The following is a 16541-nucleotide window of genomic DNA, read 5'->3' on the forward strand; positions in this document are numbered from 1 at the left end:
TATACGGGGAGAAGGTCCCGGCAGGGGGATGAGGGGCAGCGCCAACGTTCCCGCAGGACGCATCACGTAGCCCGCCGGTGGTTATGACTTGACGGGCAGTCCGGTTGCCGCCGCGATCTGGCTTGCGGCATCGTCGAGTGCCGTCTTGGCGTCGGGGTAGCCGCCGGCCAGATACTTGGTCTGCACGGCGCGGACGATGATTTCGGCGTCGCTCTGGAACTGCGTGCCGCGGCTCGGAACAACCTTCGGCAAGGTGCCGAGAATGTCCTTCCACACCGCCTGGCCGCCCCAGTAAGGCAGGCCTTGCGAGACATAGGGATCGTCGAGCGCCGAGATCAGGGACGGCACCAGGCCGAACTCCTTCAGCATCGTGATCTGGCCTTCATTGGTTCCGAGCGTGTATTTCAGATAGGCGTAGGCGGCCTCCTTGTTCTTCGACGCCGAGGTGATAGCCAGCGAGGAACCGCCGAGATTGGCGGCGCGCGGCCCGTCGGCGGTGAGGCTCGGCATCAGATAGACGCCCCATTTGCCGTTTTCACCGGCAGATTCGGTGCGAATGGTGCCCTCATACCAGCCGCCATAGATCTGGGTGGCGACGGTGCCGGCGGTGTTGTTGGTGATCTTGGTGCCCCAGTCGGCCGACGAGATGATGCCGGCGTCCTTCATCTCCTTGACCTTGGTCATGGCATCGACGCATTTGGGCTGGTTGACCGTGATCGATTGTCCGTCCTCGGAGAAATAGGCGCAGCCCTGTTCGTTGGAGATCATGCGGAAGAATTCCGAGTCACCGTTGAAATCGGCATTGGTCATCGAGACGCCTGGGTTGGCGGCCTGGATCTTCTTTCCCGCGGCGATGAAATCGTCCCAGGTCTTGATCGAAGCCGGATCGACGCCGGCCTTTTCGTAGAAATCGCGGCGATAGAACGCGGCAACCGGGCCGGAATCCCACGGCATTGCGTAGGCCTTGTCGCCCACTTCCAGCTCGGTGCGCTTGAAATCGGGGAACTTTTTCTGGTCGTCGGCTGTGTAGCCGAGCGTATGCAGGTCGACGAAGCAGTCGGGGAACTGGCTCCAGTAATTCTCGGCCTCACCGTTCTCGACGGTGACGATGTCGGGCAGGCCTACGCCGCCGGCGGCGCAGCCGGCGATCGACTTGTCGTAGGTTGGCTGGTTGCCGAGATCCTGGACCGTGACCTTGACGTCGGGAAATTGCTTGTTGAAACCGGCAATGGTCGCCTTCAGCGATGAAGCCGCGACATTCCAGCTCCAGATGGTGATTTCGCCGGATTGCGCGAAGGCCGGGGCTGAGCCCAGGGCAAGCGCGAGCGCGGCGCAGGTCATTGTGATGCGCATTGAAATCCTCCCATTTCATTTGCTCTCTCACTGTGAGCGTGGCTAGACTATGCAGTGGGCAAGGCCTGTCGCCGTCAAAGGGAATATGAAATTGGCGGAAAGTAAGATGCCGGATCGGCCGTTCTACCAGCCTGGCGCCAGCAGCGTGGAAGGCCTGCCGCTGCTCCTGCAGATGTTTCACACCAATCCGCTGGTGATGCTCAAGCCGCATTGGCACGCCCAGGTCGAGGTGAATTTCATTGTGCGCGGCAGCGTGCATTACCGCATGAACGACCACGAGATTTCGCTTTCGGCCGGCGAGATGTGCCTGTTCTGGGGCGGCCTGCCGCACCAGATGGACGATCTGTCCGACGACGCCATCTATGCCGGAGCGCATCTGCCGCTGGTGCATTTCTTCCGGCTGCACCTGCCCACGGATATAAGGCACCGGCTGATGACCGGCGCGACACTGGTGACATCAGCCACCGACCAGTCCGACAACCATAATTTCGAGCGCTGGAACCGCTACGCCCGGTCCGGCGACCAGGCCAAGGCCGAACATGCCGTCAACGAATTGCTGCTGCGGCTGGAGCGGGTGCGGTTCGAGCCTTACCAACTCGTATCCGCAACTCCGCCCGACCAGGAAACAGGCAGCCCCTTCGACCAGCAATCGTCGCGCAATGTCGGACGCATGTGCGATTTCATCGCCGAAAACTTCCTCTACGACATCGATTGCGTGAACATCGCGGCGGCGGCCGACATCCATCCCAAATATGCCATGAGCCTGTTCAAGAAATCCACCGGCATGACGCTCAACGAGTATGTGAACCTGTTGCGGCTGAGCTATGCGCAGGCGCTTTTGATGCATCAGGACGCCAATGTGCTGCGCGTCGCCATGGATTCAGGCTTCGGCTCGCTCAGCGCCTTCAACAAGTCGTTCCGCAAGCTCGCCGGCATGTCGCCCTCCGATTTTCGCCGCGGCGTGACCGGCGTCAGATAGGCGGCGGCGACCAGTGGCGCGTCTGGTGCCGCGAAGCATTGTGCGCCTCGATCGTCGGCTAAAGGCAGTGCCACGGCATGTCAGCCGGCAATAGCGGCACGGACAAGAATGGCGAAGGCCGGATCGTGCCATGCCGTGAGCCATTCAGGCCTGCAAGCAGCATGGAAACCGGGGCACCGCACGACATCGCTTTTCCTGCCTGAAATCACCACCTAGGCGCTGGACAGGCCGAATTCCCGTGCTATAACCCACGCGCTTTCAAGGGGCGCCCACGGCGCCTCGATGAATTCCGGTCAACGAGTTTTCGTTTGCCGGAACAGGCCCAGATAGCTCAGTTGGTAGAGCAGCGGACTGAAAATCCGCGTGTCGGTGGTTCGAATCCGCCTCTGGGCACCATTTTCCCAAGGTCCGTTCCGGACACACCCCATCGCGTCGCCGCCAGCATCGCCAAGTGAAATCACTTTGCGCACATTGGCCCGCCGACGGATTTAATTTGCTTGGCCACCCCTCAACCCTAGGGCAAACTGCCTGCCGGGGCTGCAGGAGGTGAAATGAGAGCACGCGCAGCAACGCTTGGGGATCTGGAGGATGTCTTTCGCGGTCTGTCCAAGCGGATGTCGGACGAATACGTGGCGGCCGGCAAGGACAGCAAGATCGCCTACGACAATCTGATGATGAATTTGAAAGAGGGCCGCGCGCACGCGCTTGTCGAGGGCGACAAGGCCGTGGCGATCATCGCCTGGCATGAGAACAGCGACGCCGCCGACACGCTGTTCGCCGCACGCGAGGACTTCTTCCGTGCGGCGACCGTTCGCTTCTGCAAGCGGCATATCCGGCACATCCAGGCGCTCGCCGGCAACCTCGCCATCCACTCGCGCAGCTGGCTGCAGGGGCCGGATGTCGCAAGATGGTTTGGCGTTATCGGCTATGTCGAGCGCGGCCGGGAGAACGGCGCCACTTTGTTCGAGCTGCCGCCGGCTCGCATCGGCTAGGGAACCCTGGGCTGGTGAAGATGACTTGCCGCAAACGTCGCCACCACCTCGCCATCGCCCGCACAGGTTCGTCGATGCGGGTCACCGTCTTAGGCTCCAGGCGCCCTTGCTCGGCGGCCTTTTGAACTGCCTCGGCAAGCGGCTTGCGCCGGGCGCCGATTGGCGGGATGTTGTGGGAGGGCAACCGGGGGGCAAACCGGCACGCCGAGATCGATATGGCTGCTGGAAAATGTCACGAGCTTGCTTCGTCTTTCTTGCCTTTGTTGCGTTGGTGAGGCCGGTAGAGGCGGGCGAGTGGACATCTCATCTGCTTGACCGCTCAAGCCTGGCGACCGCCTATTTTCGCCAAGCGGATCTTGTGACCGCATACGCGACCGCAATGGCGCGCTTCCGTCTGCAGCTCGCGGGGCGAGCCGGCGAAACCAACCTTGCGGCCCCTCTCGAACCATTGCTTTTGCGGGCGGAATTCCGTGCGCGGACATGGCGCTCGGCAGACGGCAGCCTGTTGCAAGGCTTCGCCGGCAGGGGCGGCTTCCGGCTGACTATCGGGAACTGCCTGGCGCGCATCTGCGCTGCCAGCGAATGCAGCGATGCCGGTTGGCCGGTTTACGCCTGCAGCGACGGAGGCAAGCGCAAGATGTCCGTCACGGACTTTGTGACGGCAAACTTCGGCGGCGTCTCCTATCGTCGATTGAGCGCCTCCCCTTCACAGGAATGACAGCGCGAGGCGCCGACCGCCTTGCTGCGGCGTTCAGCAAAGAGCGGTATCCACCTACCTCACCGCAAACGCTGCCTGAACCGCGCGATTGACCGTGACCGGCAGGATCGACATGTGGTTCTCGCCGGCGTGCAGCTCGAAGCGCGCGCGCACGCCCGGGAAAGCATCAAGCCGCTGCGCCATGGCCCGCGCGAATTCGTCGGTGCGTGTCACCTTCTTCTGCCGCAGGCGCTTTTCCTCGTCCTCGGCGCCAATCTGGAACGGCGCCAGCTTCTCGGTCTCGTACTCGCCGGCCGACAGGATCACGGTCGCCGCCAAACCAGCGGGAACGGCGGCCGCGAAGGTTTCGAGAAAGCGGTCGATGGCACGGTCTTCCCAATAGAGGGCGGGGCTCGCCGCGATCCAGGTCTGGAAGGCAGAAGGCCGCGTGAACAGGGCGTAGAGCGCAAACAGGCCACCGAAGGAATGGCCGTAAAGCGCCTGGCGGCTTGCATCGACCGTGACCCGACCGGCGACCCATGGCTTCAGCTCGTCTTCGATGAAGGCAAGGAATTCCGCTGCCCCACCCGTCCGGACTTCGGGCGTGCCCTCGTAGAAGGGCGGATAGGTCTTGCCCGGCGGCGGGCCGAGGTCCCATGAGCGGCGCAACGGGTCGTAGGCGCCCTCGACGGGATAGCCGATGGCGACGATGACGCCCCAGCCGACATTGGTGCCCGTGGGATAGAAGGCCTGCGCGCGCATGGCGTCGACCGCTGTGCCGATGACGGCGTTGCCGTCGGTCATGTAGAGCACAGGCCAGCCGGCCTCGGGCACTGGCCCAGACGGCACATGCAGGAATATCCGCCAGGGCGCGCCGCCCTGCGCCGGAACAAGATCGTGGACCGTGGTGTCGGCGATCAGGGCTGGCGTCGCGTTGGACATGGATATCTCCAGGGGCAAAACGGTCAGCGGCGGCGCAGCAGCCACATCAGCACCGGGCCGCCGATCAGTGTGGCGACGAGACCGGCCGGGACCTGGCGCGGGAAGATGGCGGTGCGGCCCACCCAGTCGGCGGCGACCATGATCAGCGCGCCGGCGAGCACCGCGCCAACGGCCTGCGGCAGCGCACGGGACAGGCCAAGGCGACGGGCAAGGTGCGGCGCCATCAGGCCGATGAAGGTCAGCGGACCGACGATCAGGGTCGAGGCTGCGGTGAGTGCCGCGACCACCAGCAGCACGAAAAGCCGCGTCCTCTTCAGGTCAATGCCAAGGCCCCGCACGGCGGCGGGGCCGAGCGGCAGGATGTCGAGCCAGCGCATGAAGAAAGGCGCGAGCGCAAAGAGGCAGACGGCGATGCCACCGGTGAGCAGGGCGTCGCCGACATCGACGCCATAGGTCGAGCCGGTCAGCCAGTTGAGCAGCAGCATGGCACGCGGATCGCCGGTGGCGGTGAGCACCAGGATCAGCGCGTCGAACAAGGCCGTCAGGGCAACGCCTGCGAGCAGCAGCCGCTCCGGCGCATAGGCGGCACGGCGGCCGATCGCCAGCGTCACCAGCAAAGCGGCGAAGGCGCCGATGGTTGCCGCCACCGTCTGAACCGGACGTCCGGCATCGGAGAACGCAAACAGCGCCACCATCATGCCAAGGGCGGCACCGGCGCTGACGCCCAGCACTTCGGGGCTGGCCATCGGATTGCCGGTCAGCCGCTGCATCATCAGCCCGGCAAGCGCCAGCATCGCCCCGGCGCTCAGCGCGGCAAGCACGCGAGGCCACCGCCACGACAGCAAAGGCTGCAACTGGTCGCCGAAGGCGAGGGTCCAGCCATGCGGACCCGGTCCATAGAGCAGGGCCAGCCCGAGCAGCAGAAGCAGGGCCAGGCCGATCGCCGCCAGCACAAGGCCGGGCTTGCTTGCGCGCGGCAGGCGCGCGGCCATCAAGGTCGGGGCTTCCGAGCCAAGCGCAAGGCGTGGCAGCAGCCAGAGAAGCAGCGGCGCGCCGAGAAGTGCTGTGATCGCTCCGGTCGGCAGCAGGTCGCCTTGCGGTCCAGTGGCGATCTGTACGGCCTGGTCGGCTGTCCACAACAGCGCCCCGCCGATCAGCGGCGCCATCACCAGTTGTTGGCCCAGCCGCCGGGCACCGCCGATGCGCGCGAGCGTCGCCGCGGCCAGGCCGACGAAACCGATGACGCCGACGGCGGCAACGACAAACGCGATCAGGGCGACCGCGGCCGCCAGTCCGGCGAAGCGATAGGCGCCGAGCGGCACGCCAAGGCTGCGCGCGCCTTCATCGTCGAGACCAAGCAGGGCCAGCGGCCGCACCATGAGGAAGATCGCCAGTGCCGCGCCGCCGATGCGTGGCAACAGCCACAGTGTCGTCGACCAGTCCTGCTGGCCCAGCGAACCGGCGCCCCAGATGAACAGGCCGGCCAACCATTCATGCCGCAGCACAATGAGGGCAGCGCCGATAGCGCCGGCATAGAGACTGACGACAAGCCCCGCCAGCACGACCGAAAGCGGTGACAGGCCTTTGTGCCAGGACAGAGCGATGACGGCGGCAAGGGCAACGAATGCGCCGCCCAGCGCCACCCATTCGCGGCCGAAGGCAAGCAGCGACGGTGACAGAAGCGTTGCTAGTGCCAGCGCCAGATAGGCGCCCGCCGAGACGCCGACCGTTTCGGGCGAGGCAAGCGGGTTGCGCAGAACCTGCTGCAGGACGGTTCCGGCAAGCCCGAGCGCCGCACCGCATAAAAGGCTGACGGCAAGCCTGGGCAGGAAGGCGTAGTGGACGAGCACCTGCCGCATATCATCAATGTCCGGGGCGGCGAGCGATTGGAGCCAGAGCGCCGATGGCAGCTGCACGGTGAGGTTTAAGACGGTTGCCGCGATCGCCGCCGCGAGCAGCACCGCGCAAAGCAGGATCGCGCCTACCGGCTGATTGCCAAGAGAGCCCCATGGCAAGGCGCGGCCCGACGGCGCAAGCTTTCCTTCTTGAGTGACGGCCGCGGCATCCTCAGCCATGGGCGGCCTCCGCGGTCATCGCCGACGCCAGGACCCGAGCAAAACGGCGCGCGGATGGAAGCGCGCCAAACATCAGGACGGCAGGAAGGCGCATGATCGAGCGGTTGCGCACGAAAGGCATGGTGTTCCAGACCGGACTTTCGGTCAGCGTGCCGCCGGCGCCCTCAGGCAAGGGTTCGAGATAGGCGAGGCGCGCATCGCTGGATGTTGCCAGCCCGTCGATACCGACGGTCGAAAACCCCCAGTAATTGGTCTCCGCCGTCCACGCGTTGCTGAGCCCGATGCGGTCGAACACCTCCTGAAACAGGCTCTTTGCGCCGTAGACGCGCACATTGCGGGGGTCCAGGAAGCTGACGACATAGATCGGCCGTGCCGACAGCGGCGCCAGTTGCTGGCGAATCTCCGTAAAATACGCGTCTGTCGCCGCGATCAGCGCTTCGCCTTCGCTTTCCTTGCCGACAAGCCCGGCGAGCTGGCGCGTCGCCTCGACGGCGCGCTGATAGGGCTGCCCGGCTTCGGTGTAGAGACCGATCGTCGTCACCGGAGCCACGCGTTCGAGCAGCGGCTTGATGCCGTCGAGATACGGCATGGACAGGATGATGTCCGGCCTGAGCTGCTGCAGGAATTCAAGATTGGGCTCGAGCAGCGTGCCGACATCGGCGATGTCCGGCGGCAGCCGCGGCTCGACCACCCATTTCTCCCAGACCTCCCGATCGGCAATGGCGACCGGGCTGACGCCGAGCATGAGCAAGGTCTCGGTCAACCCGTCATCCAGGCAGACTATGCGCAACGGACGGGCTTCAGCCGTGGAGAACCCCATGCCGGCAAACGGCAGCGTGAAAAGCTCGAGCGCCTGGCGCCGGGTCACTCGGCTGCGCAAGTGATCGGACGCGGCTCTGGGCTCTCGGTCTCTCTGCAATGCGGCGTGCCCTGCTTTTCGGGATACGGTCTCCAGTGACCACTGCCCGGTTGACTATGAAACATGAGTTCAATAGTCAACATTTTGATGGCCTGACAAGTCAACTTTACGCAACCGCATGCCAGGCGCAGCCGCCGCTTGGCCGCAAGGCGATTCGCCCGTACAACAGCGCTGTGCGATGTGGCCGACCAAAAAATCACCGCCCGCGAAACCCAATCCGCGCCTCGCATCATTTTTCCTCCACGAAGGCATTCCATGATAGACGAAGCCACGGTCGCCTTTGGGCAGCCGTTTCCTGGATTGCCTGAGAGACCAAAGACGGCCAAGGAACGAACAAAAAAAGCCGGCAGCAAGCCGCCGCCTGAAGACGTCAAGGACCGGTCGAACGCATCAAGGCAGCGCGATCGGGTTGCACTCGGCAAGGCTTGATGATTTGTTGCCGCTATACGGAGAACGAATGATGCGAGAGCCTGCCGGTCAAGACGAATACGGGTCGACGAACCCCTTCGATCCGGACGACCTGCCGACGTTGAACGCAATCGGCCCGAGCATGGGTAGCGGCAATGATTTCGAGAGATATGCCGTTGCCGTGATCATCGTGTTCGGTGCGCTGATCATTGGCGGGCTGATGGCCGCATCGATGGTCTTCGGGCACCGCAACGGCTTCCTCTTCGCGCTTGGCGGCGCCACGTCCGCCTGGATATCCGGAAACGCGCTGCTGCTCGACCGGCCGCGTATCTATGCGCTGTTCGTCGGCATTGCCGCCTTGATGCTGGTTGCGTCCACCCTCGCGCTGGTCTTGTGACGGTCAAATCGGTGTGAGCCGATCCACTTGAGCAGCGGGCGATCAACCCGAATCGCCACGCTGCACCAAGCTTTTCCTCCGAGCTATCAGTATCCGAGCGCCTCGCCAGAGGCCGCGCGGCTGTCGATGGCGCCGTTGTAGCGCGCGCCGCCGCCTTTCTCGATTTCCGCCAGGCTCTTGCCGCCGACCAGGATGCCGGCCGCCTGCCCCCAGGTCTGGTCAGCGAGATCGAGGTGATATCCCATGCCGGCCAGCAGCTTTTCTGTGTCCGGCGACAGGCCGAACGGCTCGACATAAACCGTGTCGGGCAGCCATTGATGGTGGATGCGCGGCGCGTCGATCGCCTCCTGGATGTTCATGCCGTGGTCGATGACATTGACGATCGCTTCCAGCGTGATGGTGATGATGCGCGAACCACCCGGGCTGCCGATGACCATGAACGGCTTGCCGTCCTTGGCCACCACGGTCGGGCTCATCGACGACAGCGGCGTCTTCTTCGGCTGGATGGCGTTGGCCTCGCCCTGGACCAGGCCATAGAGGTTGGGTACGCCGGGCTTCTGGGTGAAATCGTCCATCTCGTTGTTGAGCAGGATGCCGGTGCCGTCGGCAACGACGCCGGCGCCGAAGGACCCGTTCAGCGTGTAGGTGACTGCGACCGCGTTGCCGTCATCGTCGATGATCGAATAATGCGTCGTCTCTTTGCTCTCGCCAAAGCCCTTCGGCATCAGGTCCTGCGACACGCCGGCCCGAAACGGGTCGATCTTGTCGCGGATATCCTTGGCATAGGCCTTATCAAGCAATTTGGAGACCGGATTGTCGATGAAATCGGGATCGCCGAGCGCGGAATTGCGGTCGACATAGGCGTAGCGCATCGCCTCGACCATGACATGGACGGTCTCGGCGGAACCGACGCCGAGATAGGAGAGCGGATAGTCTTCGAGCACATTGAGGATTTCGCAGATGATGACGCCGCCGGAGCTGGGCGGCGGCGAGGAGGTGATCTCGTAGCCGCGATAGGTGCAGGTCACGGGCTTGAGTTCACGCACCGCATATTGCTCGAAATCCGGTTTGGCGAGAATGCCGCCCTTGGCGCCGCTCGCCTTGACGATGGCATCGGCGATGGCGCCTTTGTAAAAGGCATCCGCACCCCTTTCGGAAATGGCGGCGAGCGACGCCGCGAGGTCGGGCTGGACCAGCCGCTCGCCGATGCCATAGGGCTTGCCGTCGGGTTTCAGGAATATGGCGGCGGCCGCGGGGTCCTTCGCCAGCCTGTCGGCACTGCCGGCAAACGAGGCAGCGTCGCCCTGGTTGAGGATGAAGCCGTCCTTGGCATAGCCGATTGCCGGCGCCATCAGATCCTGGCGGGACAATTTGCCGTATTTTTCACGGGCCAGTTCCAGACCGGCCACCGAACCCGGCACGCCGACCGCAAGATAGCCGTCGAGACTAGCCCCCTTCACCGGGTTGCCGTCCTTGTCGAGATACATGGTTTTTGTCGCCGCCAGCGGCGCCCGCTCGCGAAAGTCGAGGAAAGTCGATTTGCCGTCCTTGAAGCGGATGGTCATGAAACCGCCGCCGCCGATGTTACCGGCATTGGGGTAGACGACCGCGAGCGCATAGCCGACGGCAACCGCCGCATCGACAGCATTGCCGCCCTTCTTCAAGACCTCGATGCCGACTTCGGACGCCAGATGCTGGGCCGTCACCACCATGCCGTGCTCGCCCTTGGCAGGCGCCGGTGAGGCGGCGAAGACGCTCGTCAACGGGGCGAGCGCGAAGGTGATGGAAAAACTGGCGGCGATCAGTATCCGACGGTTGAGAGGCATGGCGGTTCTCCGGGCGGGGGACGCCTAGAAAAGACCCTTGGGATGGGTTAGTCCAGCCAATAGTGATGATTGGCGTTCCTTCACACCCCCCTCTGTCCTGCCGGACATCTCCCCCGCAAGGGGGGAGATTGGCAGCTTCAGCTGCGGCGCTCTTCCTACATCGTTGGCGATTGGCGAAAGCAGAAATGACATCCGATCTCCCCCCTTGCGGGGGAGATGTCCAGCAGGACAGAGGGGGGTGCTCAAGTGCCGCCCTCTCTGTCCAATCGACGGAAAATCGAACTAAAGGCCTACACAATCCCGCCTGAACCGCCCGCAACCGCCGGGCGTTCGGCCGCGACTTTCGCCCGGTAGCCCGCCGCACGATACGCCGCGACCGGATCAATGGCGCCACCTGTCTTCAGCCGCGCCATGGCGAGGATCGGCTCGACATCGGTGCGGTAGGCGGCTTTTAGCGTCTGCGTCGCCATCAGCGCGTCGTTCAAGTCCTGAAAACCTTCCAGCGCCTTGCGGTCGACAAGCAGCGCCTGCGCATAGGCACGCTGCACCTCGACCGCCGACAGCATCAGGCTTTCGATCGGATCGGTGACGTTGTGGCTCTGGTCGAGCATGTGCGCCGGATCGAAACCCTCGGCGCCGGAAAGTTCGGCATCGACCAGTTCGTTGAAGACGAGGAACAGCCGGTAGGGGTCGATCGAACCGGCATCGAGATCGTCGTCGCCATACTTCGAGTCGTTGAAGTGGAAGCCGCCAAGCTTCTTGAACTGGATCAGCCGCGAGACGATCATCTCGATGTTGACGTTGGGGGCATGGTGGCCGAGGTCGACCAGACAGAACGCCTTGTCGCCCAACTCCCTGGCGATCATGTAGTTGGTGCCCCAGTCCTGCACGACGGTGGAATAGAAGGCCGGCTCGTACATCTTGTGCTCGGAAAACAGCTTCCAGTCGGCGGGCAGTCCGGCATAGATCTCCTTCATGGCGTCGAGATAGCGCTCGAACGCCCTGGCGAAATTGATCTGGCCGGGAAAGTTCGAACCGTCGCCGATCCACACCGTCAGCGCCTTGGAGCCGAGCGTCTTGCCGATCTCGATACATTCGAGATTGTGCTCGACCGCTTGCCGGCGCGTGCCGGCATCGGCATGCGACAGCGAGCCGAATTTGTAGGAAAGCGCTTGGTCCTTTGCATCGGAAAAAGTGTTGGAATTCATGGCGTCGAAGCTGAGGCCAAAGCGCGAAGCCGCCTGCTTCAGCCGGTTCGGGTCGGCCTTGTCCCACGGAATGTGCAGGGAAACGGTCGGCGTCGCCTGCGTCAATTGCTGGATGACGGCGCAATCCTCGATCTTGTCGAAGATGTCGCGCGGCTCGCCGGCGCCGGGAAAGCGGGCAAAGCGCGTGCCGCCGGTGCCGACACCCCAGGACGGGATCGCCACCGCGAATTTCTCAACCTTGTCGCGGATGGCGTCGATGGCGATGCCGCGACGGTCGAGGCGTTCGCCGAGCGAGGCGTAGTCGCGTTCGAGGTCGGCCTTCCGCGCGGCATTGTCCTTGTCGACGGTATCGGCGGCGATGATCTGTTCCATCGTCCTCCTCCGCTCAGCGCGTGAACGACTGGGCGTTGCCCGCGTCGACATTGATGATGTTGCCGGTCGACTTGGCCGACATGTCGGACGCCAGGAAATAGATCGCTTCGGCGATGTCTTCCGGGAAGACCGAGCGCTTCAGCATCGAACGCGAGCGATAGTGCTCCTCCAGATCGTCGGTCGACATCTTGTAGGCGGCGGCGCGCTGTTCCTTCCACTCGCCGGTCCAGATCTTCGAGCCGCGAAGCACCGCGTCCGGGTTGACGACATTGACCCTGATCTGCGCCTCTGCGCCCTCCAGCGCCAGGCAGCGGGCGAGATGGATCTCGGCGGCCTTGGCGGTGCAATAGGCGGCGGCGTTGGGCGATGCGGCAAGGCCGTTCTTGGAGGCGACGAAGACGACGTTGCCGCCAATCTTCTGCGCGCGGAACAGCCGGAACGCTTCCCGCGAGACCAGGAAGTAACCGGTCGACAAGATGTCCATGTTCTTGTTCCACAGCGCCAGCGTCGTCTCCTCGATCGGCGCCGAGGAGGCCAGCCCGGCATTCGACACCAGAATGTCGATGCCGCCGAACTCGACCGCCGTCTCGGCAAAGCCCGAAATGACCTGGTCCTCCGAGGTGACGTTGATCAGCACCGGACGGACGAAATCCTTGCCATAAGCCTTGGCCAATTCGTCGTTGGCGCTGGCCAGCGCTGTCTCATCGATGTCGGCCAGCACCACGCAGGCGCCTTCGCGCAGCAGGCGGTTGGCCGTGGCGCGGCCGATGCCGCCGGCGCCGCCGGTGACCAGCGCGATCTGGCCGGCAAGCGACTTCGGCTTCGGCATACGCTGCAGCTTCAGATCCTCGAGCAGCCAGTATTCGATGTCGAAGGCTTCCTGTGCAGGCAGCCCGACATAGGACGAGACGGTGGAGGCGCCGCGCATGACGTTGATGGCGTTGACATAGAATTCGCCCGAAATGCGCGCCGTCGCCTTGTCGCCGGCGAAGGTGAACATGCCGACGCCGGGCATCAGGTAGACGACGGCATTGGGATCGCGGATGGCGGGCGAGTCCGCATGCTTGCAGCTGTCGTAGTAGGCCTGGTAGCCGACGCGATATTCGGCGATGTCGTCGGCAAGGCGCGCGATGACCGCATCGACATCGGGTTTTGCCGGATCGAACTCGATGACCAGCGGGCGGATCTTGGTGCGCAGGAAATGGTCGGGGCACGAGGTGCCGAGTGCCGCCAGCGGGCGCAGATCCCTGGAGTTGACGAATTCGAGCACAGCAGTGGAATCGTCGAAATGGCCTGTTTTGTGGCTCTTTTCCGAAATCAGGCCGCGAATCCTCGGCATCAGCTTTGCGGCAATGGCACGGCGCTCAGTGGCGTCGAGCGACTTGACCGCCTCACCGCCGAAGATAGCGACACCCTCGGAGCGGCGCTCGAACCATTCGATCGCCTGGTTGATCACCGAGATCGTCGTCTCGTAGCATTCCCGAGGGGTATCACCCCAGGTGAAAAGGCCGTGGCTTTCCAGGATGACACCCTTGGCATCGGGGTGTTCGAGGCAGAATTTCTCCAGCCACAGCCCGAGTTCGAAACCCGGACGCTTCCACGGCAGCCAGCCGATGGCGTCGCCGAATATCTCTTTCGTCAGCGCCTTCGAATCCTTGGCGGCGGCAATGGCGATGATGGCATCGGGATGCATGTGGTCGACAAAAGGCTTCGGCACGTAGGCATGCAACGGCGTGTCGATAGAGGCCGCGCGCGGATTGAGGTTGAAGGTGCAGTGGGGCAGGAAGCCGACCATTTCATCTTCGTGCTCGACGCCGCGATAGAGGCCTTTGAGCGCGCGCAGCTTGTCCATGTAGAGCGTGGCAAAGCCGTCCAGCTTGATCGAGGCGCTGTCGCCGCCCGAGCCCTTGACCCAAAGCACTTCGACATCCTCGCCGGTGAGCGGGTCTCTCTGCCATATCTTCGAGGAGGTGTTGCCGCCGCCATAGTTAGTGACGCGCTTGTCGGAACCAAGTGTGTTCGAGCGGTAGACCAGAAGTTCCGGCCCGCTCATCGCGTGAGCCTTGGCCTCGTCCCACAGATTGGCGAGGCGCGCGCCGGTGCGCTTGTCGAGCATAAGAAATCCTCCCGAAGGCACGCAAAAGGCGCGGCCATTTGGTTCGAATTTCCACGGAAGCAGCCGGCTTGTCAATCACAAACGATCAAGACCGATCATATTGCACTGCACAATGAAATTATATGATCGGAAATGATTGACACTGCGCGTTTTGGGTGCCTAGATGCTCAGGCAGGGAGGAACCATGCACGAAAAAGAGCGCCACAGGATCATTCTGTCCGCCGTCCAGGAAAAGCCTGTGGTGACGGTGCAGGAGATGGTCGACCTGACGGAGTCTTCCGAGGCGACGATCCGGCGTGATATCGCGGCTCTCCACGTCCAGAAGCGGCTGCGCCGTGTGCGCGGCGGCGCCGAGGCAATCTCACCGCCGCAGTTCATTGGGCTGGCCGGCCGGCCCTTTTCCGTCAACGAAACCATCAACGCCGCGCAGAAGCGGGCGATTGCACGCGAAGCCGTGGAACTGTGCAAGGACGGCGAACCGATCATCATCAATGGCGGCACCACCACCTTCCAGATGGTGCATTTCCTGACCGGCCGCCGCATGCCGATCTTCACCAATTCGTTCCCGATCGCCGAGCATTTGCTCAAGCACTCCAAGAACACGGTGATGCTGTCGGGCGGCACCATCTACCGCGAGCAGAACATCATCCTGTCTCCCTTCGACAATGACGTGACGCGCAATTTCTATGCGCGCCGCATGTTCATGGGCGCGCAGGGGCTGGGGCCGCTTGGCCTGATGGAAGGCGATCCGCTTTTGATCCAGGCGGAGCAGAAGCTGATCGACCAGGCCGACGAATTGGTGGTGTTGGTCGATTCCTCAAAATTCCGCAAACGCTCCAGCCTGATCCTGTGCGGCCTGTCGCGCATCGCCACCGTCATCACCGATGACGGCATCGAGGATCGCGAAGCCAAGATGCTGGAAACCGCCGGCGTGACGCTGATCGTCGCCCGCACATCCGCAACCAACAAGGAAGAATCTTCACTGCAGGCCTGAGGCCAACTCGCGCTCGCAGCGGCGATGGAATGCAACGCTCAAGGGAGGAAATTCGATGAGCTTCTTGAAGAAATTGATGGTGACGGCTGCATTCTCAGCCGCCATGTTCGTGAATGCCGCCTATGCCGAGAACGTCAAGATCGCGTTGGTGGTGAAGTCGCTCGGCAACGGCTTCTTCGACGCCGCCAACAAGGGCGCCGAAGAGGCGGCCAAGGAACTCGGCGATGTCGACATCATCTACACCGGCCCGACCAAGGCGACCGCCGAAGCGCAGATCGAAGTGGTCAATTCGCTGATCGCGCAGAAGGTCAACGCCATCGCCATTTCGGCCAATGACGCCGACGCGCTGGTGCCGGTGCTGAAGAAGGCCATGGAACGCGGCATCACCGTCATCTCATGGGATTCGGGCGTCGCCAAGGAAGGCCGCCAGCTTCACCTCAACCCGTCCGACACCGGCCTGATCGGCGAGACCATCATCAAGCTTGCCGCCGACCACCTGCCGGAAGGGGGCGAGGTCGCCATCCTGTCGGCCTCCTCGACCGCGACCAACCAGAACGCCTGGATCGACGCGGCCAAGAAGATCCTGCCGGAGAAGTTCCCCAAGATCAAACTCGTCGCCACCGTCTACGGCGATGACGATTCGGCTAAGAGCACCGACGAAGCCAAGGGCCTGCTGAAGTCCTATCCGAACCTCAAGGCGATCATAGCGCCGACCACCGTCGGCGTCGTCGCCGCCGCCCAGGTCGTCACCGATGCTAACCTGATCGGCAAGGTCAATGTCACCGGTCTGGCGCTGCCGTCCGAGTTCAAGAAGTTCATCGACAACGGCGCCAGCCAGGCGGTTGCGCTGTGGAACCCGATCGACCTCGGCTACTCCGCCGTCTACCTCGCCCATGATCTGGCGGTGAAGAAGGAAGAGGCGAAGCCTGGTGCCACGCTGTCGATCGGCCGCGTCGGCAAGGTCACGCTCGACGACACCAACTCGGCTGCGATGGCTCCGCCCTTCCAGTTCGACAAGTCGAACATCGAGAAGTTCTCCAAGATCTATTGATCTGGGGCGCTTGCACCCTCCCCTTGTGGGGAGGGGCCACCGCATATGAGATTCTTGCGAAGAAGGACCCCCACCCTAGCCCTCCCCACAAGGGGGAGGGAACGCTGCCGCCTGCCTTTGTTGATCTATTCGGCATGAACATCTGTGAGTGTACAGAGGTCAGCGCCAACGGAAGTCTCCCTCCCCCTTGTGGGGAGGGGTTAGGGGTGGGG

General features: G+C 63.4%; 14 protein-coding genes and 1 tRNA gene. 8 read left to right on the forward strand and 7 right to left on the reverse strand.

What is annotated here, in order from left to right:
- Window positions 1–81 precede the first annotated feature (81 nt).
- Window positions 82–1353 carry an extracellular solute-binding protein gene (locus tag EOA13_RS27050; RefSeq protein WP_127296643.1) on the reverse strand — a complete coding sequence of 424 codons (1272 nt, stop codon included), beginning with the start codon at window positions 1351–1353 and terminating at the stop codon, window positions 82–84.
- An 85-nt stretch (window positions 1354–1438) separates the two neighbouring features.
- On the opposite strand from EOA13_RS27050, the gene EOA13_RS27055 reads away from it, so the two are divergent.
- From EOA13_RS27055 to EOA13_RS27070, 4 genes are all read left to right on the forward strand, one after another.
- Window positions 1439–2332, forward strand: a complete 894-nt coding sequence (locus tag EOA13_RS27055) for a helix-turn-helix domain-containing protein (protein WP_206535318.1) — start codon at window positions 1439–1441, stop codon at window positions 2330–2332.
- 320 nt (window positions 2333–2652) lie between these two features.
- Window positions 2653–2728: transfer RNA gene (locus EOA13_RS27060), tRNA-Phe, on the forward strand.
- 155 nt (window positions 2729–2883) lie between these two features.
- Window positions 2884–3324: a hypothetical protein gene (locus tag EOA13_RS27065; protein ID WP_127296645.1), complete on the forward strand. Its 441-nt coding sequence runs from the start codon at window positions 2884–2886 to the stop codon at window positions 3322–3324.
- A gap of 106 nt (window positions 3325–3430) precedes the next feature.
- A complete protein-coding gene (locus tag EOA13_RS27070; protein ID WP_245490491.1) occupies window positions 3431–4042 on the forward strand; it encodes a hypothetical protein in 612 nt (203 codons plus the stop codon).
- Window positions 4043–4096: 54 nt separating this feature from the next.
- Here the strand turns inward: EOA13_RS27070 and EOA13_RS27075 are convergent, their stop codons facing one another.
- The 3 genes from EOA13_RS27075 to EOA13_RS27085 are packed head-to-tail and all read right to left on the reverse strand — an operon-like array spanning window position 4097 to window position 7906.
- A complete protein-coding gene (locus EOA13_RS27075) occupies window positions 4097–4963 on the reverse strand; it encodes an alpha/beta hydrolase-fold protein (protein WP_127296646.1) in 867 nt (288 codons plus the stop codon).
- 23 nt (window positions 4964–4986) lie between these two features.
- On the reverse strand, window positions 4987–7038 hold the full coding sequence (fhuB, locus tag EOA13_RS27080) for a Fe(3+)-hydroxamate ABC transporter permease FhuB (protein WP_127296647.1): 2052 nt from the start codon (window positions 7036–7038) through the stop codon (window positions 4987–4989).
- Window positions 7031–7906, reverse strand: a complete 876-nt coding sequence (locus EOA13_RS27085; RefSeq protein WP_127296648.1) for an ABC transporter substrate-binding protein — start codon at window positions 7904–7906, stop codon at window positions 7031–7033. The genes fhuB and EOA13_RS27085 overlap by 8 nt, the downstream gene beginning before the upstream one ends.
- 189 nt (window positions 7907–8095) lie before the next feature.
- On the opposite strand from EOA13_RS27085, the gene EOA13_RS27090 reads away from it, so the two are divergent.
- Together EOA13_RS27090 and EOA13_RS27095 are read left to right on the forward strand one after the other, a co-directional pair.
- On the forward strand, window positions 8096–8386 hold the full coding sequence (locus EOA13_RS27090; RefSeq protein ID WP_127296649.1) for a hypothetical protein: 291 nt from the start codon (window positions 8096–8098) through the stop codon (window positions 8384–8386).
- 121 nt (window positions 8387–8507) lie between these two features.
- Window positions 8508–8762, forward strand: coding sequence for a hypothetical protein (locus EOA13_RS27095; protein WP_206535319.1), 255 nt, complete (start codon window positions 8508–8510; stop codon window positions 8760–8762).
- A gap of 86 nt (window positions 8763–8848) precedes the next feature.
- On the opposite strand, the gene ggt is transcribed toward EOA13_RS27095, so the two are convergent.
- From ggt to EOA13_RS27115, 3 genes are all read right to left on the reverse strand, one after another.
- Window positions 8849–10588, reverse strand: a complete 1740-nt coding sequence (gene ggt / locus EOA13_RS27100) for a gamma-glutamyltransferase (RefSeq protein ID WP_127296650.1) — start codon at window positions 10586–10588, stop codon at window positions 8849–8851.
- A gap of 290 nt (window positions 10589–10878) precedes the next feature.
- Window positions 10879–12168 carry an L-rhamnose catabolism isomerase gene (gene rhaI / locus EOA13_RS27110; protein ID WP_127296651.1) on the reverse strand — a complete coding sequence of 430 codons (1290 nt, stop codon included), beginning with the start codon at window positions 12166–12168 and terminating at the stop codon, window positions 10879–10881.
- A 13-nt stretch (window positions 12169–12181) separates the two neighbouring features.
- Window positions 12182–14284, reverse strand: a complete 2103-nt coding sequence (locus tag EOA13_RS27115; protein WP_127296652.1) for a bifunctional rhamnulose-1-phosphate aldolase/short-chain dehydrogenase — start codon at window positions 14282–14284, stop codon at window positions 12182–12184.
- A gap of 184 nt (window positions 14285–14468) precedes the next feature.
- Between EOA13_RS27115 and EOA13_RS27120 the strand changes: the two genes are divergently transcribed.
- Both EOA13_RS27120 and rhaS read left to right on the forward strand, forming a co-directional pair.
- A complete protein-coding gene (locus EOA13_RS27120) occupies window positions 14469–15278 on the forward strand; it encodes a DeoR/GlpR family DNA-binding transcription regulator (protein WP_127296653.1) in 810 nt (269 codons plus the stop codon).
- A 55-nt stretch (window positions 15279–15333) separates the two neighbouring features.
- Window positions 15334–16329: a rhamnose ABC transporter substrate-binding protein gene (rhaS, locus tag EOA13_RS27125; RefSeq protein ID WP_127296654.1), complete on the forward strand. Its 996-nt coding sequence runs from the start codon at window positions 15334–15336 to the stop codon at window positions 16327–16329.
- Window positions 16330–16541 lie beyond the last annotated feature (212 nt).

Source organism: Mesorhizobium sp. M7A.F.Ca.US.011.01.1.1 (genome assembly GCF_003998295.1).
Lineage (GTDB): Bacteria > Pseudomonadota > Alphaproteobacteria > Rhizobiales > Rhizobiaceae > Mesorhizobium.

Coding starts and splice junctions, on each gene's coding strand:
- EOA13_RS27050 (WP_127296643.1), bottom strand. CDS start 1,353: ATGCGCATCACAATGACCTGCGCCGCGCTCGCGCTTGCCCTGGGCTCA.
- EOA13_RS27055 (WP_206535318.1), top strand. CDS start 1,439: ATGAAATTGGCGGAAAGTAAGATGCCGGATCGGCCGTTCTACCAGCCT.
- EOA13_RS27065 (WP_127296645.1), top strand. CDS start 2,884: ATGAGAGCACGCGCAGCAACGCTTGGGGATCTGGAGGATGTCTTTCGC.
- EOA13_RS27075 (WP_127296646.1), bottom strand. CDS start 4,963: ATGTCCAACGCGACGCCAGCCCTGATCGCCGACACCACGGTCCACGAT.
- fhuB (WP_127296647.1), bottom strand. CDS start 7,038: ATGGCTGAGGATGCCGCGGCCGTCACTCAAGAAGGAAAGCTTGCGCCG.
- EOA13_RS27095 (WP_206535319.1), top strand. CDS start 8,508: ATGGGTAGCGGCAATGATTTCGAGAGATATGCCGTTGCCGTGATCATC.
- ggt (WP_127296650.1), bottom strand. CDS start 10,588: ATGCCTCTCAACCGTCGGATACTGATCGCCGCCAGTTTTTCCATCACC.
- rhaI (WP_127296651.1), bottom strand. CDS start 12,168: ATGGAACAGATCATCGCCGCCGATACCGTCGACAAGGACAATGCCGCG.
- EOA13_RS27115 (WP_127296652.1), bottom strand. CDS start 14,284: ATGCTCGACAAGCGCACCGGCGCGCGCCTCGCCAATCTGTGGGACGAG.
- EOA13_RS27120 (WP_127296653.1), top strand. CDS start 14,469: ATGCACGAAAAAGAGCGCCACAGGATCATTCTGTCCGCCGTCCAGGAA.
- rhaS (WP_127296654.1), top strand. CDS start 15,334: ATGAGCTTCTTGAAGAAATTGATGGTGACGGCTGCATTCTCAGCCGCC.